Origin of the sequence: Ensifer adhaerens (assembly GCF_002940685.1) — a bacterium.
GTDB lineage: Bacteria > Pseudomonadota > Alphaproteobacteria > Rhizobiales > Rhizobiaceae > Ensifer > Ensifer adhaerens_E.
In genome coordinates, this window is the sequence record NZ_PNFP01000010.1 from 300787 (window position 1) to 321898 (window position 21112).

The window sequence follows — 21112 nt, forward strand, 5'->3', positions numbered from 1 at the left end:
TGCGACATGTCGGTTGCAGCGGAAGAGGACGCCGGAACGGTCGCCGTGCTCGATGTCGGCAAGACCAACGTCAAGCTGAACGCGGTCACGGCCGATGGCGTCGTGCTCGAAACGCTGGGCGTCGCCAATCCGGTGCTGCCAGGCCCGCCCTGGCGGCATCACGATCTCGAAAGCCTCGGCGAATGGGTCTTCTCGAGTCTCGCCGAGCTTGGCCGCCGCCATCCGCTGCAAAGCTTCGTCGCCGCCGGTCATGGCTCCGGCGGCGTGCTTGTCGGTGATGATCCGGATGTGGCCGCCGATGCCGCCCTGCCGATGATCGACTACGAACAACCGGTGCCGGAGAAAGTCCAGCTCGGATATGCGCCGCTTTCAGGCTCATTTTTCGACCGTGGCAGTGCAACGATGCACAGTGCCACGCACCAGGCACGCCAGCTCTACTGGATGCAGGAGCATGCGCCCGATGCGGTGGCGGCCGCGCGCTGGTATCTCGGCCTGCCGCAATATTGGGCGTGGCGGCTGTCGGGCGTCGCCGCATCGGAGGCGAGCCTGCTCGGCGCGCAGTCGCATCTCTGGAACGTCGCTGAGCGCCGCTTCTCGCCGATCGTCGGTGCGCGCGGGTGGAGACGGCTGATGCCAGATCTTGCCGACGCCTGGCAGGTTCTGGGCGAGCTCAGGCCACAGCTTGCCCGCCGCCACGGCTTGCCGGAAGGCTTGGCGGTGCTGGCCGGCGGTCATGACAGCAGCCTCAACCATTATCGCTACCACGCCGCCGGCCTCACCGATTTCATCGTCGTTTCCACCGGGACCTGGATCGTCGCCTTTTCCGGCCGCACGCCGCTCGAGAGGCTGGATGAACGCCGCGGCATGACGCTGAACAGCGACGTCTTCGGACGCCCGCTCGGCGGCGTGCTCACCATGGGCGGGCGCGAGTTCTCCCATGTGGCCGGCCGCGAACCGCCGGAGGCGGCCGCGCCTGACGACGTCGTTCTCGGCTTGATCGCAAAGCGGACCATGGCCATGCCGTCCTTCGGCGACGACGACGGTCTGTTTCCTGAAAGCGCCGGTCGCGGTCGCATCAGCGGGCCGCCGCCGGAAACGCCGGTCGAGCGCAAGGCGCTGGCGCTGCTCTATTGCGCGCTTCTAACGGCGGAGTGCGTGGAGGCGTTGGGGCCGGGGCCGCTGGTCGTTCTCGATGGCAGTTTTCTGCGCGATCCGCTCTACGCCCGCCTCGTTGCCGCCCTCATGCCGAACCGGCGGGTGCGGTTCAATCTTGATGCCTATGGCGTGGCCTCCGGCGCCGCGCTGCTTGCAAACGAGGGCAGGCGTCAGGCGCCGGCGCCGCTTTCGCTCGCCGATCCCGGCAGCGTTTCCCATCTCTCGCCCGCCGTCGCCGTCTATGCGTCGCAATGGCGGGCCCGCGCCCGGGCTGGGCACAACACTGGTTTCAGTCGCGACTTCGAAAGGACATATCGATGACCAAGGCCGACATTCTGTCGCTCCGCCGCGAGATGGTGGACATCTGCCGCCGCATGAACTTGAACGGCATCAACCAGGGCACGGCCGGCAACATTTCGGTGCGCACCGATACCGGCTTTCTGGTCACGCCGTCGTCGCTGCCCTACGAGACGATGCAGCCTGAAGACCTGGTGGAGATGGATTTCGACGGTACCTATGTCGGCCTGCGCCCGTCGTCGGAATGGCGCTTCCACCGCGATATCCTGAGAGAGCGCCCGGATATCAACGTCGTGCTGCACTGCCATTCGGTCTATGCGACCACGCTTGCCTGCCATCACAGGACCATCCCGAGCTTCCACTACATGACCGGCATTGCCGGCGGCACGACGATCCGCTGCGCCGAATATGCGACCTTCGGCACCCAGGCGCTCTCCGACAACGCGCTCGTCGCGCTCAAGGACCGCACCGCCTGCCTGCTTGGCCAGCATGGACAGATCTCGCTCGGCAAGACGCTCGAAGGCGCCCTGTGGCTGGCGATCGAGATCGAAACCCTGTCGCGCATGTATGTCCAGGCGCTGACGCTCGGCGAACCGCCGGTCCTGCCCGACGACGAAATGGAGCGCGTCATCGCGCAGATGCGCCGCATGAGCTACGGCCAGGCGCCGGACGACGAGGGCGTCAACGACCTTGCCCGCCCTCGAGCGGCGGTTTGAGGTGGCCTGGCCGGCGCGTCGATGAAATGCTCTGGCGTCCCAGGAAACAATCGTTTTCCGGGGGATGCGACCGTACGCCGTCACCCGGTTGCATCTCCGCCCCCTTTCTTCGCGGGTTTGCGAAATGGGGTGAATCAACTAATGCTCAGCCATGATGCAACGATATCTGAGTCGGAGATTCGGCACGTCGGAGAGACGGCCGCGCCCTGCGGAAGGTTGGCGCGTGGCTGCGGTGTCGCTGGTGGCGGCGGCCGTGCTTTCCGGCTGCAACACGCGCCAGGACGTCGGAACGCCGACCGGCAGCATCATGGTTCCCTCGGAGAACGCGCTGATCCTGCCGCCGCCCGGCGGACCCGCCGTGCTGAACGTCGTCGAACGGCGCAGCACCAACGCGATCGAACAGGACATCTATCTCTACACCTCGGCGGCGACGCCGGGTCAGAACCTGCTGCGCGCCAAGTTCTTCGGCCCGATGAATGCGAAGTTCGACCAGCAGTCGCGCTCGAGCTATGCCGGTGTTCGCGACAACAGGATGATGGCGGAGGCGCGCCGGGCGCTGCCCGGCGTTTCGCTGTCGCTCAATCCCTATTTCCTGCAGAACAATTACGGCCCGTTCGGTTATGCCTTCGGCCGGGGCCGTGCGAACGATGCCTGTATTTTCGCCTGGCAGCAGATCCGCCAGCAGGAGAACCACCGTTCGCCGCTCAAGGGTTACGGCACGATCCAGGTAAGGCTTCGCTATTGCGCGACGGGCGCGAGCGAGACCGAACTGCTGGCTCCGGTTTACGGCTACACGATCACCGGCACTTTCGGCGACCCCGCCTGGAATCCCTATGGTGCACCGCCCCCTCTGGAGGCGGGCCTCGGGCGGACCGGCAACCCGATCTATCGCAAGGAAGAGGCGGTGACCGCGAGCGCGCCGGTGGCGGTGCCGCGGCGCCAGGTGCAGCCCGTCGCGCGGCGTGAAGTCAGCAGCGTTCCTGCGCGCGTTGAACAGCCGGTCGTTGCGCCCGCCGCAGTGACGTCGATCCCGGTTCCGCAGCCTGATGGGACCGTGTCGGTGCCGCAGACGGACACGGCGACCAAACCCTTGCCGAACGTGATCGTGCCGGCGCCGGCTTGCATGGGGCAGCAGGCCGGAGGAACTTGCCCTTAATCGACCGCTAACCATCCTTTGTTAAGGGCTGGTGTCGGTAGGGGAGACTCGGTCGGATATGGGCCGGGCAATACCAGTGGCATGATGCCGAACACTGGAAGGCAGATGTATGAGCAAGATCGGATCGGTTGCCGCTTGGGCGTTTTTCTCGCTTTGTGTGATCGCGGTCATCACGCTGCCGGTAAACCTCCAGACGCAGCTCATCGTCAGCGTCTTGATTGTCACCTTCATGGCCGTGCTCAAGCTTGCCAATGCCGGTGGCCGCTGGCGGCTGATCGCGCTTGCCTTCGGCACGGCGATCGTGCTGCGTTATGTCTACTGGCGCACGACGAGCACGCTGCCGCCGCTCAACCAGCTGGAAAACTTCATCCCGGGCTTTCTGCTCTACCTCGCTGAAATGTACAGCGTGATGATGCTGTCGCTCAGCCTGTTCGTCGTGGCGATGCCGTTGCCGCCGCGCAAGTCGAGCTCCATCTCCGAGGGCAAATTTCCGAAGGTCGATGTCTTCGTTCCGTCCTACAACGAGGACGCGGGCCTGCTGGCAAACACGCTCGCGGCGGCCAAGGCGATGGACTATCCCGCCGACAAGCTGACGGTCTGGCTGCTCGACGACGGCGGCACGCTGCAGAAGCGCAACTCGGCAAACCTCGTCGAAGCGCAACGCGCGTCGGCCCGCAATGCCGAGCTGCAGGCGCTCTGCGACGATCTCGGCGTGCGCTATCTGACGCGCGAGCGCAACGAGCACGCCAAGGCCGGCAACCTCAACAATGGCATGCTGCATTCCGATGGTGAACTGATCGCGGTCTTCGACGCCGACCACGCGCCGGCGCGCGATTTCCTGCTGGAGACCGTCGGCTATTTCGAGCAGGACCCGAAACTGTTCCTGGTGCAGACGCCGCACTTCTTCCTCAACCCGGACCCGCTCGAGCGCAATTTGCGCACCTTCGAGAAGATGCCGAGCGAGAACGAGATGTTCTACGGCATCATCCAGCGCGGTCTCGACAAGTGGAATGCTGCCTTCTTCTGCGGCTCGGCCGCCGTTCTGCGGCGCAAGGCGCTCGAGGATACCGAAGGCTTCAGCGGCATGAGCATTACCGAGGACTGCGAAACGGCGCTGGCGCTGCACGGGCGCGGCTGGAACAGCATCTATGTCGATCGCCCACTGATCGCCGGCCTGCAGCCGGCCACCTTCGCGAGCTTCATCGGCCAGCGCAGCCGCTGGGCGCAGGGCATGATGCAGATCCTGCTGTTCCGGTTTCCGCTGTTCAAGGGCGGCCTGTCGATCCCGCAACGGCTTTGCTACATGTCCTCGACGCTGTTCTGGCTGTTCCCGATCCCGCGCACGATTTTCCTTTTCGCGCCGCTCTTCTATCTGTTCTTCGACCTTGAGATCTTCACAGCGTCCGGCGGCGAGTTTCTCGCCTATACGCTGGCCTACATGGTCGTGAACCTGATGATGCAGAACTATCTCTACGGCTCGTTCCGCTGGCCCTGGATCTCCGAACTCTACGAGTTCGCCCAGACGGTACATCTGCTGCCGGCCGTCATTTCGGTGCTGCTGCGGCCGAGCCGGCCGACCTTCAAGGTGACGGCCAAGGATGAATCGATCTCGGAAAGCCGGCTTTCCGAGATCGGCCGGCCTTTCTTCGTGATCTTCGCGGTGCTTTTCGTCGCCCTGCTCATGACCGTCTACCGGGTCTACACCGAACCCTACAAGGCAGACGTGACGCTTGTCGTCGGCGGCTGGAATCTTCTGAACCTGATCATGGCCGGCTGTGTGCTCGGCGTCGTTTCGGAACGGGGCGAACGCGCGGCCTCGCGCCGCGTCAAGGTCAGCCGCCGTTGCGAATTCGGCGTTGCCGATCAATGGTATCCGGCGACGATCGAGGACGTTTCCGCGCACGGTGCGCGCGTCCAGGTCTACGGCATCGACGCGTCGACGCTGCCGACCGATACCGAGGGAGGGATCCGCTTCGAGCCCTATAGCGGCAGCGGCGTCGCCGAAACGCTGCCGGTTGCGATCCGCAACAAGGAGATAGCCGGCGATATCACCATCATGGGCTGCCGCTACCTGCCGCAGGCCGCCCGTCATCACAGCCTGGTCGCGGACCTGATCTTTGCCAATTCGCGGCAATGGAGCGAGTTTCAGAGTGCCCGGCGTGGCAATCCGGGCCTGGTGCGCGGAACGTTCTGGTTCCTTTGGATGGCGCTCTATCAGACCAGCCGCGGCATGATTTATTTCCTTCGCAGCCTGCGTGGCTCCGAGGCGCAGAAGGAGGGCGCTTGATGCTCAGGCGCCTCGTTCTCCCAGCCCTTCTGCTCGCCGGTCTGGCAACGGCCGCGTCTGCGCAACCGTCGCCATTCGACATGACGGGCGAGCGACCGGCAGATGCTCCCATCCTGCAGCCGCCGGCAAGCACCGGAACTGGTGGCGGGCCGGCGGAGCCCGCGGTCACGGCCAGGGTCCCGGATGAATTCAAACGCTTCATCATTCCATTCAGCGCGCTGTCGCTGACGGGGGAGGTCGATGAGCGCACCTGGTCCGTCTATCTGACGCCGGCGCAGGCGCAGTCCGCAGCGACGCTCGATTTCGCCTATCAGAACGCGATCGTCGTCGCGCCCGAAGCGTCGACGCTGTCGATCTTCATCAACGGCGAACTGGCCGGCGAGAAGCCGATCGGCTCGGCAGAGGCGGCCACGGCCCTGAGCTACGACCTCAAGCCCGGGCTGCTGCGCGCAGGCTCAAACGACATTCGCGTCAAGGTTCGCCAGCGCCACCGCACGGACTGCACGGTCGAATCGACCTATGAGCTGTGGACCGAGATCGCGCCGGAATCGGCCTTCATCCGTTTTTCTTCCGGCGACAGTGCCACGCTTACCAGCCTTGACGACGTGCGCGCCGTCGGGCTCGACGCGCGCGGCCGGACACAGTTCAACCTGGTCGTCCCCGGCCTCCAGCAACCGAGCCGCACCGCAGCGCTGATGCGGCTCGCACAGGGTTTGGCGCTGCGCGGCCAGATGCCCGCCCAGGAGTTCGCGCTCAGCGAAGTCATGCCCGATCTTGCAGAACCCGGACAGATGACTGCGCTCGTCGGCACGGCCGAAGAAGTGGCGCCGTTCCTCGAGCGGCTGCCGGACGGCGCGTCGAGCGGTCCCGTGGCCATGTTCATGCGCGACGGCAAGACGAAATCGTCGGTGCTGGTGGTCAGCGGCCCGGACTGGCCCGCGGTGCAGGAGGCGATCGAGGGGATCACGCAGCCGATGGACCGCCCGAGCAACGTGCCGCGCGACGTCATTGCCACCGGGCGCTGGCTGCTGCCGGAGACGCCGTTGGTCGTGACGAACACGCGTCTGCGCTTCTCCGAACTCGGGGTGGAGACCAGCGAGTTCACCGGCCGGCGCTTTCGCACCCGCTTCTCCGTTGCGGTCCCGTCGGATTTCTATGCCGATGCCTACGGCGACGCGACGCTGCTGCTCGATGCCGCCTACACGGAAGCGGTTCTTCCGGGCAGCCATATCGACATCTACGTCAACGGCAACATTGCATCGACGATCCCGCTGAATTCGGTCACGGGCGACATTCTGCGCCATCTGCCGATCAAAGTGACAATGCGGCATTTCAAGCCCGGTCCGAACCTGATCGAGATCGAGGCGGTGCTCTCCGCCGAACCGGACAAGGCCTGCGCGCCGGGAACACCGGCTTCCAACGATCCGCGTTTTGCGCTTTTCGACACCTCGGAACTGCGGATGCCGGATTTCGCCCGCATCGGCCGCCGGCCGAACCTTGCCGCAATTTCCGGCGCCGCGGCACCCTACCGCAATGACGCTGCCGCCGTTCCTCTTTTCGTTGACCGCGCCGACGAGGACACGCTTTCGGCGGCCGCGACGTTCCTTGCACGCCTGGCCGTCGCCGGCGGCAGGCCGCTGCTGGTGGAGGTGATCACATCGCCACTTGCAGCCGGAAGCCGCAACGCGATCTTCATCGGTGCCATGCCGCAACTGCCGAAGACGGTGCTGACGCAGGTCGGCGTCGATCCCGCCAGGCAGATGTCCTGGGGCAATGCGGAGGATACCGGTCGTCCCGACGACACGCAAAAGGCCATCGACGAGTGGCGCACGCGCCTGAGCGGCGGCGCATGGCGCACCCAGGTCACGGCATTCCAGACCTGGGTGAAGCAGGAGTTCGACATTTCGCTGAGCTCGCTGCGCATCCTGCCCGAAGCGCAGGCTGCCTATGTTCCGCCGGAGAGTGCGGGCCTGGTGCTTGCCCAAGGCGCCAATCCGAGCGACGACGCGACCTGGACCCTTTTGACGGCGCCGACCGCCAAGCGCCTGCGCGAAGGCGCGTCGGCAATCGCCGACGTCACCCGCTGGCAGCAGCTTGCCGGGCGGGTCTCGGCCTATGAGCCGGCAACGGACAAGATCGAGGCGACGCCGGTCGCAGGCTTCGATTTCGTCCAGACGCAGCCGGCTTCGCTGACCAACTACCGTCTCATCCTCGCCAACTGGCTTTCCAGCAACATCATGGCCTATGCCCTGCTGTTGATCGTGCTGTCGGTGCTTCTGGGGCTCGCGACATCCTCGATGCTGACCCGTCTCGGGCGGCGCCAATGAGGTGGCGAACCGCGCTCCTTGCCGGATTGCTCGCGCTCCTGATGCCGATGGCGGCCGGGGCGGACGAACAGGGGGGCTCGGTGAACGCAAGGGAATGGGACCAGTACAAGGCGCGCTTCCTCGATTCCGGCGGCCGGATCATCGACGATGCCAATGGCAATGTCAGCCATAGCGAGGGACAGGGCTACGGCCTGCTGCTCGCCGTGCTGGCCGAAAATCCGGCCGACTTCGCGCTGATCTGGTCGTTCACGCGCCGCGAGCTGCTGCTGCGGGACGACGGGCTGGCCGCCTGGAAATGGAGCCCGGCCGAAACGCCGCACATTATCGACATCAACAACGCCACCGACGGCGACATACTGATCGCCTATGCGCTGGTGCTCGCCGGCGAACGCTGGAAGCGGGAGGACTACAGCCAAGCGGCGTCGCGGATCGCCAAGGCCATTCTCGACAACACCCTACTCGACCATGGCGGGCGAACGCTGCTCTTGCCCGGCGTTTCGGGCTTCAGGGCGACCGATCGCCCCGACGGCCCGGTCGTCAATCCCTCCTACTGGATATTCGAGGCGTTTCCGGCGCTTGACCGGGTGGCGCCGTCGCCGCGTTGGAAAAAGCTCTCCGACGATGGACTGGCCCTGTTGAATACTGCTCAATCGGGCCCGAGGAAACTGCCGGCCGATTGGGTCAGCCTGCGCACGATGCCGAAACCGGCCCAAGGCTTTCCGGCCGAATTCGGCTATAACGCGTTGCGGATACCGCTCTACCTGGCGCGCGCGGATATGGGTGGCCGCGAACTGATGGCGAGACTGCGGGAGGGGATGAAGGGCGACGATGATGCGCTGGTCCTCAGCGACGTCTCCACGGGTGCCGCTGAAGCCAGCCTCACGGACCCTGGTTATCGATTTGTTAACCATATTCTGGCCTGTGTCTTGGACAGGGTTCCGATACCCGACAGCGTCAAGGTGTTCAGCCCGACGCAATATTACCCTTCCACGCTGCACCTGTTGGGGTTGTCTTACGTGAGGGAGAAGCGTCCGGAGTGTCTATGAAGTCCTCAATCGTTGCCATTGCCGCTGTGATGACTACGGCGATCGGGGTTGCCGGACTGACCGATGGCGGATTTTTGCGCCAGGACAACAGGAAACTCGGCAGCCTGACGGGCGAGAGCCAGGACACACCCGCCGCAGCCGGCCTTGCGGGTGAGGGCGCGCGCGGCGCACCGCCGCAGTTTACCGAAGTGGCCCAGGCCGACAGGCCCTCGGACGAAGCCAGAAGCGCAAGCAAGCCCCAGCCGGTGGTCGACGAATCGGCACTTCGCTACTTTGCCGCCAAGGGGGACACGGCGCGGCTTCAGGCGGAAATCTCGCGCCTGCGCTCGCTCTATCCCGACTGGGTGCCGCCCGCCGATCCGCTGGCGGTGCCGCGCAACACCGATGTCGCTCTCGAAACCATGTGGCGGCTCTATTCGGAGGGCCGCTACGCCGAGGTGCGCAAGGCGATCGCCGAACGCCAGGCGAAGGAAGCCGCCTGGCAGCCGCCGTCGGACCTGCTCGAGCGTCTCAACGTCGCCGAGGCCCGCGCCCGGCTGGTGAACGCCTCCGAGCTCAAGCAGTACGAGACCGTCATTTCGGCTGCCGCGAGCACGCCCAGCCTTTTGACCTGCTCCGAAGTGGACGTGCTCTGGCACGTCGCGAATGCCTTTGCGCAAACCAAGCGGCCCGAGCGCGCCCGCGACGCCTATCTCTATGTGCTGAAGAATTGCGAGAACCCACCCGAGCGTCTCGCGACCGTGCAGAAGGCAGCGGCCGTCTTGCCCTATGCCACGCTGCAGGATCTGCTCTCCTATGAGCGCACGACGCCTGAGGGCGTGCCGGAGTTCGAGAGCATTCGCGACGATCTCGCCCGCCGCTTCGTTGCAGAAGGTGACGGGGACAAGACGCTGGCGGTCGATCCGAAGTACGTCCAGCGGGTCGAGAAGCTGGCCGAGACCGGCGGCACTGCGAGCGACGCATTGCTGCTCGGCTGGTACCAGTTGCGCCGTGACAACATGAGCGCTGCCGAGCAATGGTTCCAACGGGCGCATGACAGGGAAGACAGTGCCTCCGCCGCGCAGGGCCTGGCCCTGACGCTGATTGCGCGCAAGGCGCCAGCCGAGGCCGAAGGCGTTCTCTATCGGTGGCGGGACAGCTCGCCCGATGCGCTTGCGACCTATTTTGCGGCGACAGCAAACCTCCTGGCGATCGATCCGCCGTTGGCCCTCGATGCGGCCGTTTTGGCACGGATCGCTGCGGAAACGACCAAGGCCCGCGAGCCGGCGACGGCGCAGCAGTTCGGCTGGTATGCCCGCGCCCTCAACCAGCCGGCGACCGCCGCGCAATGGTTCGCCACTGCGCTCCGCTGGAAACCGGACGACGAACCCTCGGCCTACGGCCTCGCCCTCAGCCGTGACCAATTGGGCGACAAGGACGGCGTCGTTGAAATTCAGCGCTTGTGGTCCGGTCGTTCCGAGCGCATCGCCCGCCTTGGCGAGGTCAAGGAGCTCGTCGACGACGTCAACCGCGTGCAGCAACCGATCGCCGAGGCGCAACGGACCCGACCGCAGGCTACCACAGGCACGGCCGTCGTGACGGAGCCGGCCGAGCAGCCGGTTGCCCAACGGCCCCGCGTCACCGGTTCTGCGCAGAAAGCCGTTCGAACGGGCGCCGGTTGCCGGACCACCATCAATCCGGCCGGAATGGCGCCGCAGGCGGCGCTGGCGCGCGGCTGGTGCCTGATGGATCTCAATCGCCCGCTGGAGGCTGCCGAAGCCTTCGAGGTTGCCTTACAGGCGCAGGCTTCGCAGATCCGCGAAGACGCCGCCTATGGCCAGAGCCTTGCTTACCTGCGCGCCGGCCTGACCAACAAGGCAGCGGTTGCCGCGACCAAGTCGACGCAGAGCCGGGGACGGGTCGACGAGCTTCAGACGGCGATCCTCGCCGACCGCGCCATCGCGGCTTTCAACGCCAAGCGCTACCGCGAGGCGATCCTGTTTCTCGATCAGCTCGGGCAGATTTCAACCCGCCGCCAGGATCTGATGGTGCTGCGCGGCTACGCCTATATGAACCTCAAGTATCACGCGGAAGCGCGGCGCATCTTCGAAGCGCTCGCAGCCACCGGCAACCGCGACGCGATGCAGGGCCTTGCCGCCGTCGAGTCCAGCCAGGAAATCTGGCCGAACAAGAACTGATCGGTTGCGGCCACGCGCAGCACCCTGTCCTTCATCCGCAATCCGGAGCACCGAACCGCTTCGGCCGGCGCGCGACGGCCCGGCGGCGCGATCGCGCAAAGGATGCAATCGGCGCGTGCCCTCGGATTTTCATATCGTGCTTGGCTTTGCCCCTCTTTGGAAGGAAATTAGCGAAACGCGGTGCTATCGTCCGGCCATGTCGCGGCGTTGACATCATTGCATTCGCCGCGATCCGCGTAGAGGATGGAGCGTTATCGTCCGGCCGCTGTGGGAGGAGACCACGCGGCAGGGGCGATGGGAGGATAGACATGTTTCAGGGCGGATTGAGCTTCGCGCTTGGCGAGGACATCGAGGCGTTGCGCGAAAGCGTACGGCGCTTCGCAACGGACCGCATCGCGCCATTGGCCGATGAGACCGATCGCAACAACGCATTTCCGATGCAGCTCTGGCGCGAAATGGGCGAGCTCGGTCTGCTCGGGATTACCGCCGGCGAGGAACATGGAGGTGCCGGCATGGGCTATCTTGCCCATTGCGTGGCGATGGAGGAGATCAGCCGTGCATCGGCCTCGATCGGCCTTAGCTATGGCGCCCATTCCAATCTCTGCGTCAACCAGATCAACCGCAACGGCAATGACGACCAGAAGGCGCGTTACCTGCCGAAGCTGATATCAGGCGAACATGTCGGTGCGCTCGCGATGTCCGAGCCTGGCGCCGGCTCCGACGTCGTGTCGATGACGCTTCGCGCCGACAGGCGCGGCGACCGCTATGTGCTCAACGGCAACAAGATGTGGATCACCAACGGTCCGGACGCCGACGTGCTCGTCGTCTACGCCAAGACCGATCCCACCGCCGGCCCGCGCGGCATCACCGCCTTCCTCGTCGAGAAGGGTTTTTCCGGGTTTTCCACCGGCCAGAAGCTCGACAAGCTCGGCATGCGCGGCTCCAACACCTGCGAGCTGATCTTCAAGGACTGCGAAGTGCCGGAAGAAAACGTGCTCGGTTCGATCGGCGGCGGCGTGCGCGTGCTGATGTCCGGGCTCGACTATGAGCGCGTGGTGCTTTCGGCTGGTCCGCTCGGCATCATGGCCGCCTGCCTCGATGTGGTCGTCCCCTATCTGCATGAGCGCAAGCAATTCGGCCAGGCGATCGGCGAGTTCCAACTGATGCAGGGCAAGCTTGCGGACATGTATGTGACGGCGAATGCGGCGCGCGCCTATGTCTATGCGGTTGCGGCCGCCTGCGATCGCGGCGAGACCACACGCAAGGATGCCGCCGGCTGCATTCTCTATGCGGCCGAGAAGGCGACGGCGCTGGCGCTCGAGGCGATCCAGGCGCTCGGCGGCAACGGCTACACCAACGACTATCCGGCGGGCCGCCTGCTGCGCGACGCCAAGCTCTACGAAATCGGCGCCGGCACCAGCGAAATCCGCCGCATGCTGATCGGGCGGGAACTGTTCACCGAGACGAGCTAGGCGGGATGAGACGAAAGCGGCCGAACTCGATCCAATGAGGACTTCATGACCGTTCTGAAATCTCACATCCAGCCGTCCTCCGATGCGTTCAAGGCGAACCAGGCCGCCATGGCCGAGGCGATCGCGACCGTCGAAGACGCGGTGAAACTGGCGGCAGCCGGTGGCGGCGATGCGGCGCGCGAACGCCATGTCAGCCGCGGCAAGCTGCTGCCGCGCGATCGCGTCGCCAGCCTCATCGATCCGGCAACGCCCTTCCTTGAAGTGGGCACGACGGCGGCGCACGGCATGTATAACGGCGATGCGCCGGCGGCGGGCCTGATCACCGGCATTGGCCGCGTATCCGGCCGTGAGTGCATGATCGTCTGCAACGACCCGACGGTCAAAGGCGGTACCTACTATCCGCTGACGGTGAAGAAGCACCTGCGCGCGCAAGAGATCGCCGCGGAAAACCATCTGCCCTGCATCTATCTCGTCGATTCCGGTGGCGCCAACCTGCCGAACCAGGACGAGGTCTTTCCGGACCGCGATCACTTCGGCCGGATCTTCTATAACCAGGCCAACATGTCGGCCGCCGGAATCCCGCAGATCGCCGTTGTCATGGGCTCGTGCACGGCCGGCGGCGCCTATGTGCCGGCCATGTCCGACGAGACGATCATCGTCGAAGGTCAGGGCACGATCTTTCTCGCCGGACCGCCACTTGTAAGGGCGGCCACCGGCGAGGTGGTCTCGGCGGAGGATCTCGGCGGCGCCGACGTGCATACGCGGCTCTCCGGGGTGGCCGACCACCTGGCGCGCGATGACGCCCACGCGCTGGCGCTCGCCCGCCGTTCTGTTGCCGCGCTCAACCGGCACAAGCCGCTGTCGGTCGAGCTGGTGACGCCTGAGCCGCCGCTCTACGACCCGCACGAGATCGCCGGCATCGTGCCCTCGGATCTGCGCACGCCCTACGACATCCGCGAGGTCATCGCCCGCACCGTCGACGGTTCCCGTTTCGATGAATTCAAGGCGCGCTACGGCACGACGCTCGTCTGCGGATTTGCCCATGTGCACGGCATCCCGGTCGGCATCATCGCCAACAATGGCGTGCTGTTTTCGGAATCGGCCCTGAAGGGCGCGCATTTCGTCGAACTCTGCGCCCAGCGCAAGATCCCGCTCGTCTTCCTGCAGAACATCACCGGCTTCATGGTCGGGCGGAAATATGAGACGGAAGGCATCGCCAAGCACGGCGCCAAGCTGGTGACCGCGGTCGCGACCGCGCAGGTGCCGAAGGTGACGATGCTGGTCGGCGGATCCTTCGGCGCCGGCAATTACGGCATGTGCGGTCGGGCATTTTCGCCGCGGTTCCTCTGGACCTGGCCGAACAGCCGCATCTCCGTCATGGGCGGCGAACAGGCGGCCGGCGTGCTAACGACTGTGCGCAGCGAGGCGCTGAAGCGGGCGGGGAGCCCCTGGAGCGAAGAGGAGGAGGCGCGCTTCCGCCAGCCGATCCTCGACCTCTTCGAACGCCAGAGCCATCCGCTCTATGCCTCCGCAAGGCTTTGGGACGATGGTGTCGTCGATCCGCGCAAGACCCGCGACGTGCTCGGCCTGTCGCTGTCTGCGGCGCTCAATGCGCCGATCGAAGACACGCGCTTCGGCCTCTTCAGGATGTAGGGATACCGCCATGAAACGCGAAAACATCAATGCCCCGAACGCACCGCAGCCACGTGGAGGCTACTCGCAGGCCGTTTGCCTGGAGAATTTCGAGCGCCTGCTCTTCGTCAGCGGCCAGGTGCCACTGACGCCCGAGGACGCGCTGCCGGAGGGCTTCGAGGCGCAGGCGCGCCAGGTCTGGGCGAACATCGACGCGCAGCTGACGGCTGCCGGCATGAGCAAGGCCGATATCGTAAAGGTGACGGTTCTGCTTGCGGATCGCCAGTATGCGATGGCCAACCGGACGGCCCGGGCCGAATATCTCGGCACGCTCGCACCCGCCATGACGGTGGCAATCGCCGGCATCTTCGATGCCGGCTGGCTGCTCGAAATCGACGTGATCGCAGCGCAGTAGGGCCAGGGGATGCCGATGTTTTCCAAACTCCTGATTGCCAATCGCGGCGAGATCGCCTGCCGGGTGATGCGCACCGCCAAGCGCCTCGGCATCCGCACGGTCGCCGTCTATTCCGATGCCGACGTCGGCGCGCTGCATGTCGCGCTCGCCGACGAGGCGATCCGCATCGGCCCGGCGCCGGCGCTTGAAAGCTATCTCTTGGGGGAACGCATCATAGCGGCGGCGCGGTCCGTCGGCGCCGATGCCATCCACCCGGGCTATGGCTTCCTGTCTGAGAATGCCGATTTCGCCGAGGCCGTCGAGGCGGCCGGCATCAGCTTCGTCGGGCCTTCGGCCCGCGCGATCCGCGCCATGGGGCTGAAGGACGCCGCCAAGGCGCTGATGGAGCAATCGGGCGTGCCGGTCGTGCCGGGCTATCACGGCGACAGGCAGGACGCGGATTTCCTTGCCGAGGAAGCGGCCAATGTCGGTTATCCCGTGCTGATCAAGGCGCGCGCCGGCGGCGGCGGCAAGGGCATGCGGCGGGTCGACGGCGCTGCCGATTTTCCCGCCGCACTCGAAGCGGCGCGCCGCGAAGCGGAAGCGGCCTTCGGCGATGGCGCGGTGTTGATCGAGAAGTACCTGACGAAGCCGCGGCACATCGAAGTGCAGGTGTTCGGCGACCGGCACGGCAACATCCTGCACCTTTACGAGCGTGACTGCTCGCTGCAGCGTCGCCACCAGAAGGTGATCGAGGAAGCACCGGCGCCGGGCATGACCGCGGAAGTGCGGCGCGCCATGGGCGAGGCGGCCGTCAGGGCTGCTCAGGCGATCGGCTATGTCGGCGCAGGCACCGTCGAGTTCATCGCCGACGTGACGGACGGCCTCTGGCCGGATCAGTTCTATTTCATGGAGATGAACACCCGTCTGCAGGTCGAACATCCGGTTACCGAAGCGATCACCGGCATCGATCTCGTCGAGTGGCAGCTGCGCGCCGCGGCTGGCGAAACGCTGCCGAAGCGCCAGAGCGAAATCGCCATCGATGGCTGGGCCTTCGAAGCCCGCATCTATGCGGAAGACCCGTCGCGCGGTTTCCTGCCGGCGACCGGGCAGCTCACGACCTTGAGCTTTCCGGAGGATGGTGCGCGCGTCGATGCCGGCGTCAGGCAGGGAGACAGGATCACGCCGTTCTACGATCCGCTGATCGCCAAGCTGATCGTTCATGGACCGAACCGGTCGACCGCGCTGGCAAGGCTCGAAAACGCTCTGAGGGCTTGCCGCATCGGCGGCACGGTCACCAATCTTGATTTTCTCGCACGTCTTGCCGCCGAGCCGGATTTTCGCGCCGGGCATCCCGATACCGGGCTGATCGACCGGTCGATCGAACGGCTATCGGCGCCGCCGGTGCCGAACGATGCCGCGCTTGCGCTTACGGCGATCATTTCGACCGGGGCGCTGCAACCGGATGGATCGGCAGATCCCTGGTCTTCGCTCGGCCACTGGCAGATCTGGGGTGACGCGAACCGGAACATCACGATCGAGCACCTGGGCGGACGGACAACCGTGGCGCTTGCGGCGCGCGGCCGCGATCAGTTCGCCGTCCATACGGGAGCAGCGGCGCTGCCGGTGGTGATCCTCGACCGTTTCGCCGATGGCGCCCGCGCCGAGATCTCGGGCGCGCAACAGGAATTTCGCTTCCTGCGCGAAGGCGAGCAGATCACGCTGTTTCTCCATGGCGAAACCTATGTCCTGCGGCTGCCGGACGCGCTGAGTGCCGGCCACGCCGCCGAAATCGCGGACGACGCGGTTTCGGCGCCGATGCCCGGCATCGTCAAGCTGATCCGGGTCCGTCCCGGTGCGACGGTCGAGAAGGGCCAGGCACTCGCCGTCATGGAGGCGATGAAGATGGAACTGACATTGTCGGCCTCGCGCGCCGGCGTGGTCGAGAGCGTTCTGGTCAGCGAGGGCGAGCAGGTGAGCGCCGGAGCCGTGCTGGTGATGCTCCAGCCGGAGAGTGCGGAATGAACGGATCGGCGCCCGGGCATGTGACGATCGTCGAGATGGCGCCGCGCGACGGGCTGCAGAACGAAAGTGCGCCCGTTGCGACCGCCGACAAGATCCGCCTTGTCGATATGCTCTCGGATTGCGGCTATGAGCGGATCGAGGTGACGAGTTTCGTCAGCCCGAAATGGGTGCCGCAAATGGCGGACGCTGCCGAGGTGATGGCCGGCATCCGGAGAAGACCCGGTACGCGCTACGCGGTGCTGACGCCCAATCTGCGCGGGCTTGAGGCGGCGATCGATGCCGGCGCCGACGAGGTGGCGATTTTCGCCTCCGCTTCCGAAACCTTCTCGCAGAAGAACATCAATTGTTCGATCGCCGAAAGCATCGAACGCTTCCGGCCGGTTGCCGAGTTATGCCGCGAGCGCGGCTTGCTGCTGCGCGGCTATGTCAGTTGCGTCGTCGAATGCCCCTATGAGGGTGCGATCGCACCGGCGAGTGCGGCCCGTGTCGCCGGCCTGCTCGATGATCTCGGATGCTACGAGATCAGCCTCGGCGATACGATCGGCCGCGGCACGCCGGAGGCCGTCGACGCGATGCTGGCCACGGTGCTGGAGGCTATGCCGGCCGAGCGGCTTGCCGGACATTTCCACGATACGTCCGGCCGGGCGCTCGACAACATCGCCGTGGCGCTCGGCCGAGGTCTCAGGGTCTTCGATGCGTCGGCCGGTGGTCTCGGTGGTTGCCCCTATGCGCCGGGTGCGGCGGGCAATGTCGATGCGCTTGCGGTCGACGCGTTCGTGACAGCCAAGGGTTTTTCGACAGGGCTGGACGGGGCGAAGCTCGAACAGGCGGCGGCCTTTGCACGGAGCTTGAGGACAGGATCATGACCTTCGAAACCATCCGGATCGAAACCGACGCGCGTGGCGTCGCGCGGCTGACATTGGCGCTGCCGCAGAAGCACAACGCGCTTTCGGCCAGGATGATCGGCGAACTGACCGAGGCGGCGCAACTGCTTTCGGCCGATCGCTCGGTCCGCGTGGTTGTTTTGGGGGGCGAAGGCCGCAGCTTCTGCGCCGGCGGCGATCTCGGCTGGATGCGTGAACAGTTCGATGCGGATCGGGCGACCCGCATTGCCGAGGCAACACGGCTGGCGATGATGTTCAAGGCGCTGAACGAGATCGCCAAACCCGTGATCGGGCGCCTGCACGGCAATGCCTTCGGCGGCGGCGTCGGCCTGATGAGCATCTGCGATGCGGGGGTTGCCGCGGCCGACGCCAAATTCGGTTTGACCGAGACGCGCCTCGGGCTGATCCCGGCGACCATCAGCCCTTATGTCGTCGCGCGGATCGGCGAAGGCAAGGCGCGGCCGCTGTTCATGTCCGCGCGGCTGTTCGGGGCCGAGGAGGCGCGTGCCATAGGGCTCGCGACGGTCGTTGTCGCGGCCGACGGGCTGGACGCGGCGGTCGAAGCGGAAATCGAGCCCTATCTGGTAGTGGCGCCGGAAGCCGTCGGCCGCGCCAAGCGGCTGGCGCGTTCGCTCGGGGCTCCGATCACCGCGGAAACCATCGCCGCGACGATCGAGCAGCTTGCCGACTGCTGGGAGTCCGACGAGGCCCGTGAGGGCGTTGGCGCTTTCTTCGACAAGCGCGACCCTTCCTGGCGACAGTAGGCTTCCTTGAATTGGGCGCTTTTTGAGCCTATTTTGATTGCATGATGATCAAAACAAGCGCGGATCATGTCATGGTTGCTGTCGGTCTCAATATCTCCACCGCCCATTACGGCGAGAGCCGCTCGTCCTTCCTCTCCGCCCGGCTGGTCGCCGATCGCCTCGGCGTGACGCTTGCGGAACTCGCGAAGCTGATCGGTGTCGCGCGCAACACACTGACGGCGAAGTCGAGCGCCCGCAAGGTCGATGCGGCCTTGAGCGCGGTCGTGCGCATCCTCGCGATGGCCGGCGAGATGGCCGGCGACGAAAGCCGCGCCGTCATCTGGTTCAAGCACCAGCCAATCCCCGGCTGGGCCGGCAAGACCGCCTATGATCTCGTCGGTGAAGGCAAGGCCGACAAGGTGCTCGCCTATCTCGAAGCCGTCCGCTCCGGTGTCTACGCCTGATGGCGACAGACGAACCGGTGCGCCTCTGGCGTGCCTATGTACCGCGCTGGGCGCATGCGCCGCTTTCGGGCGAGGGCGCTGCCCGTTTCGGCGGGCGGTGGAACCCCTTGGGCGTACCGACGATCTATGCCGCCCGTGAACTGTCGACCGCCTGGGCCGAATACAATCAGGGTTTCGTCCAGCACCCGGCGTTGATCGCCCAACTCGAGCTGCGCTTTGCGCGGCTCGCGGATCTGACGGCAGAGGAAATGTTGGCCGACCTTGGCCTCACCGAAGACATCCACCGATGCGAATGGCGCGATGCGCTCGATCGTGGCCTGATGCCGGAGACGCATCGGCTGCAGGCGGAGTTGAGTGGCCGCGGCTTCGACGGCCTGATCTATCCGTCCTTCATGTCGCCCGGCGGCACCTGCGTCGCGCTCTGGCGCTGGAACAGGGGCGAAGGCTCGGAGTTGAGGGTCATCGATCCCGATGGACGCCTGCCGAAAACGCCGGCGTCCTGGCTTTGAAGCGAGGCCGTTGGCACGACGGTGGGGGGCGTTCAGAGCACCTTGCCCGGGTTGAGGATGCCGTTTGGGTCCAGCGCCTGCTTGATCCGCCGCATCAGTTCGAGTTCGGCAGGGCTGCGCGAGTGATCGAGGAAATCGCGCTTCAAGGTGCCGATGCCGTGTTCGGCCGAGATCGAACCTTTGTACCGCCGCACGATCTCGTAGACGATGCCATCGACGATATGCGGGGTCTCTGCGTCGCTTGCCGCTTCCGAGAAGGCGATGTGCAGGTTGCTGTCGGCGACATGGCCGAAGAAGGAGACGTGTGCGGTCGGAAACCGTGCGGAAAGTGCCTTGCCGCATTCTTCGGCGAAGCGGCCGATTTCGCCGATCGGCAGGCTGATATCGAGGTTGACGAGCGCCGGCATTTGGCTGTCCATCGCATGACCTTCGCGCACGCTCCAGAACGAACGGCTTTCCTTCTCCGACTGGGCGATCAGGGCATCGCTGATGATGCCGTCTTCAAGTGCCGCGCCAAGAAATGCCTCGAACGTGTCGCGCCCGCTGTCGTCACTCAGCAGATCCTGCTCGACGATGACGGCGAAGGGCGGGATTTCATCAAAGAGCTTCAGCTTTTCCGCCTCGGCATTGAAACGGAAATAGTTTTCCCACATGGCCTCGAAGGCGGAGAGCCCGGGCAGGCCGCGCTGGCAGCGGGCGAGAAAGGCGACGACGTCGTCGTAGCTGTCGAGTGCGCAGAGCGCGGTCAGCCGTCCGACGGGAAGCGGCCGCAGTCGCAGGACCGCGCGGGTGATCACGCCGAGCGTTCCCTCTGAACCGATGAAAAATTGCCTGAGGTCGTAGCCGGTGTTGTTCTTGATCATCTTGTTGAGCGACGAGATGAGGGTCCCATCGGCGAGCACGACTTCGAGCCCGAGCACGTTGTCGCGGGTGACACCGTAGCGAAGCACGCGGATGCCGCCGGCATTGGTGGCGAGGTTGCCGCCGATCTGGCAGGAGCCGCGGGCGCCGAGATCGATCGGCAACAGGAAGCCGGCGTCCTCTGCGGCGCGTTGGGCCACTTCGAGCGGCGTGCCGGCGCGCACGGTCATGGCTGCGGCGCTGGTATCGATCTCTTCGATGCCGGTGAAACGTTCGAGCGAAATCACCACCGCGTCGCTGCCGGCGTTGGCGCCGCCGGCAAGGCCGGTGAGCCCGCCTTGGACAACGACCGTTTGGCCGTTGTCGTTGCAGAGGCGGAGAGCCGCGGCGATCTCTTCGCTGCTTGTCGGGCGGATCACGGCCTTGGGCAGTTCCCGGCCCGTGAGGCTGGCGTCGCTGCGGTGGCGTTCGCCGATGTCGGCGCCGGTAAGCACGATATCGCCGAGGGCTTGTTTGAGGTCGTCGACGATCGCCATGCGCTTCTCCCGTTTCCGCAACCATTGTCGGCAGCGGGCGTCCCTGCTTAGCGCATCTCGAAGCAAACCGATATCCGCAGGGCGACGCTCGGTCCGTCGTTTGCCGGCACGCTACCGCATGTTTTTGTCCTTTAATCGTAGCCGATTAAAGGACAAAAACATGCAGCGATTCAAAGTGCTACAGCGTCCTTTGCGCGTCCGATAAGACGCGCGGCGCTGTAGTGTGCCCGCCACGACGAGACGGCTGAAACTGCGCTGGAGAGCGCGATCGATCAGCTGCCGGTGCGCGCCAGTTCGAAGGGTTCGGTGGCCTCTACCTCGGCGTGACCCTCCGGCGCTACCGGCGTTGCAACTGTCTCCGGCCGCCCTTCCCTGAAGAGCTTCCACTTTGTCGGGCGGAAGGCGATGCGGCTGTGGTCGCCGGCGGCGGC

General features: G+C 65.6%; 16 protein-coding genes. 15 read left to right on the forward strand and 1 reads right to left on the reverse strand.

The window, feature by feature from the left end; genetic code table 11:
* Positions 1 to 6: 6 nt before the first annotated feature.
* The 15 genes from C1A35_RS20860 (at position 7) to C1A35_RS20930 (ending at position 19284) form a co-directional block, all read left to right on the forward strand.
* Positions 7 to 1476 (forward strand): FGGY family carbohydrate kinase, encoded by a 1470-nt coding sequence (locus C1A35_RS20860; protein WP_104666149.1) that lies wholly within the window; start codon positions 7 to 9, stop codon positions 1474 to 1476.
* Positions 1473 to 2168, forward strand: a complete 696-nt coding sequence (locus C1A35_RS20865; protein WP_104666150.1) for a class II aldolase/adducin family protein — start codon at positions 1473 to 1475, stop codon at positions 2166 to 2168. Before C1A35_RS20860 ends, C1A35_RS20865 begins: the two co-directional genes overlap by 4 nt.
* Before the next feature lie 223 nt (positions 2169 to 2391).
* Positions 2392 to 3324, forward strand: coding sequence for a cellulose biosynthesis protein BcsN (gene bcsN / locus C1A35_RS20870; RefSeq protein WP_234822926.1), 933 nt, complete (start codon positions 2392 to 2394; stop codon positions 3322 to 3324).
* A gap of 109 nt (positions 3325 to 3433) precedes the next feature.
* On the forward strand, positions 3434 to 5611 hold the full coding sequence (bcsA, locus tag C1A35_RS20875; RefSeq protein WP_104666152.1) for a UDP-forming cellulose synthase catalytic subunit: 2178 nt from the start codon (positions 3434 to 3436) through the stop codon (positions 5609 to 5611).
* Positions 5611 to 7938 (forward strand): cellulose biosynthesis cyclic di-GMP-binding regulatory protein BcsB, encoded by a 2328-nt coding sequence (locus C1A35_RS20880; RefSeq protein ID WP_104666153.1) that lies wholly within the window; start codon positions 5611 to 5613, stop codon positions 7936 to 7938. Before bcsA ends, C1A35_RS20880 begins: the two co-directional genes overlap by 1 nt.
* Positions 7935 to 8984 (forward strand): glycosyl hydrolase family 8, encoded by a 1050-nt coding sequence (locus C1A35_RS20885; RefSeq protein WP_104666154.1) that lies wholly within the window; start codon positions 7935 to 7937, stop codon positions 8982 to 8984. The genes C1A35_RS20880 and C1A35_RS20885 overlap by 4 nt, the downstream gene beginning before the upstream one ends.
* Positions 8981 to 11161 carry a cellulose synthase gene (locus C1A35_RS20890; RefSeq protein WP_104666155.1) on the forward strand — a complete coding sequence of 727 codons (2181 nt, stop codon included), beginning with the start codon at positions 8981 to 8983 and terminating at the stop codon, positions 11159 to 11161. The genes C1A35_RS20885 and C1A35_RS20890 overlap by 4 nt, the downstream gene beginning before the upstream one ends.
* A 308-nt stretch (positions 11162 to 11469) precedes the next feature.
* A complete protein-coding gene (locus C1A35_RS20895) occupies positions 11470 to 12633 on the forward strand; it encodes an isovaleryl-CoA dehydrogenase (protein ID WP_104666156.1) in 1164 nt (387 codons plus the stop codon).
* 45 nt (positions 12634 to 12678) lie between these two features.
* The gene (locus C1A35_RS20900) at positions 12679 to 14286 is read left to right on the forward strand and encodes a carboxyl transferase domain-containing protein (RefSeq protein ID WP_104666157.1); all 1608 of its coding nucleotides are present in this window, start codon (positions 12679 to 12681) and stop codon (positions 14284 to 14286) included.
* A 10-nt stretch (positions 14287 to 14296) separates the two neighbouring features.
* A complete protein-coding gene (locus C1A35_RS20905) occupies positions 14297 to 14680 on the forward strand; it encodes a RidA family protein (protein WP_104666158.1) in 384 nt (127 codons plus the stop codon).
* A 15-nt stretch (positions 14681 to 14695) separates the two neighbouring features.
* Positions 14696 to 16684: an acetyl/propionyl/methylcrotonyl-CoA carboxylase subunit alpha gene (locus C1A35_RS20910; RefSeq protein ID WP_104666193.1), complete on the forward strand. Its 1989-nt coding sequence runs from the start codon at positions 14696 to 14698 to the stop codon at positions 16682 to 16684.
* Positions 16681 to 17550, forward strand: coding sequence for a hydroxymethylglutaryl-CoA lyase (locus tag C1A35_RS20915; RefSeq protein WP_104666159.1), 870 nt, complete (start codon positions 16681 to 16683; stop codon positions 17548 to 17550). The genes C1A35_RS20910 and C1A35_RS20915 overlap by 4 nt, the downstream gene beginning before the upstream one ends.
* The gene (locus C1A35_RS20920) at positions 17547 to 18332 is read left to right on the forward strand and encodes a crotonase/enoyl-CoA hydratase family protein (RefSeq protein ID WP_104666160.1); all 786 of its coding nucleotides are present in this window, start codon (positions 17547 to 17549) and stop codon (positions 18330 to 18332) included. The genes C1A35_RS20915 and C1A35_RS20920 overlap by 4 nt, the downstream gene beginning before the upstream one ends.
* 71 nt (positions 18333 to 18403) lie before the next feature.
* Complete coding sequence (locus C1A35_RS20925; RefSeq protein ID WP_104666194.1) at positions 18404 to 18775, forward strand: antitoxin Xre/MbcA/ParS toxin-binding domain-containing protein; 372 nt, start codon at positions 18404 to 18406, stop codon at positions 18773 to 18775.
* The gene (locus C1A35_RS20930; RefSeq protein WP_104666161.1) at positions 18775 to 19284 is read left to right on the forward strand and encodes an RES family NAD+ phosphorylase; all 510 of its coding nucleotides are present in this window, start codon (positions 18775 to 18777) and stop codon (positions 19282 to 19284) included. The genes C1A35_RS20925 and C1A35_RS20930 overlap by 1 nt, the downstream gene beginning before the upstream one ends.
* 32 nt (positions 19285 to 19316) lie before the next feature.
* On the opposite strand, the gene C1A35_RS20935 is transcribed toward C1A35_RS20930, so the two are convergent.
* Positions 19317 to 20681: an FAD-binding oxidoreductase gene (locus tag C1A35_RS20935; RefSeq protein ID WP_104666162.1), complete on the reverse strand. Its 1365-nt coding sequence runs from the start codon at positions 20679 to 20681 to the stop codon at positions 19317 to 19319.
* Between the last annotated feature and the right edge of the window lie 431 nt (positions 20682 to 21112).

Coding starts and splice junctions, on each gene's coding strand:
- C1A35_RS20895 (WP_104666156.1), top strand. CDS start 11,470: ATGTTTCAGGGCGGATTGAGCTTCGCGCTTGGCGAGGACATCGAGGCG.
- C1A35_RS20860 (WP_104666149.1), top strand. CDS start 7: ATGTCGGTTGCAGCGGAAGAGGACGCCGGAACGGTCGCCGTGCTCGAT.
- C1A35_RS20925 (WP_104666194.1), top strand. CDS start 18,404: ATGGTTGCTGTCGGTCTCAATATCTCCACCGCCCATTACGGCGAGAGC.
- C1A35_RS20880 (WP_104666153.1), top strand. CDS start 5,611: ATGCTCAGGCGCCTCGTTCTCCCAGCCCTTCTGCTCGCCGGTCTGGCA.
- C1A35_RS20905 (WP_104666158.1), top strand. CDS start 14,297: ATGAAACGCGAAAACATCAATGCCCCGAACGCACCGCAGCCACGTGGA.
- C1A35_RS20865 (WP_104666150.1), top strand. CDS start 1,473: ATGACCAAGGCCGACATTCTGTCGCTCCGCCGCGAGATGGTGGACATC.
- C1A35_RS20935 (WP_104666162.1), bottom strand. CDS start 20,681: ATGGCGATCGTCGACGACCTCAAACAAGCCCTCGGCGATATCGTGCTT.
- C1A35_RS20885 (WP_104666154.1), top strand. CDS start 7,935: ATGAGGTGGCGAACCGCGCTCCTTGCCGGATTGCTCGCGCTCCTGATG.
- C1A35_RS20930 (WP_104666161.1), top strand. CDS start 18,775: ATGGCGACAGACGAACCGGTGCGCCTCTGGCGTGCCTATGTACCGCGC.
- bcsA (WP_104666152.1), top strand. CDS start 3,434: ATGAGCAAGATCGGATCGGTTGCCGCTTGGGCGTTTTTCTCGCTTTGT.
- C1A35_RS20920 (WP_104666160.1), top strand. CDS start 17,547: ATGACCTTCGAAACCATCCGGATCGAAACCGACGCGCGTGGCGTCGCG.
- C1A35_RS20900 (WP_104666157.1), top strand. CDS start 12,679: ATGACCGTTCTGAAATCTCACATCCAGCCGTCCTCCGATGCGTTCAAG.
- C1A35_RS20890 (WP_104666155.1), top strand. CDS start 8,981: ATGAAGTCCTCAATCGTTGCCATTGCCGCTGTGATGACTACGGCGATC.
- C1A35_RS20915 (WP_104666159.1), top strand. CDS start 16,681: ATGAACGGATCGGCGCCCGGGCATGTGACGATCGTCGAGATGGCGCCG.
- C1A35_RS20910 (WP_104666193.1), top strand. CDS start 14,696: ATGTTTTCCAAACTCCTGATTGCCAATCGCGGCGAGATCGCCTGCCGG.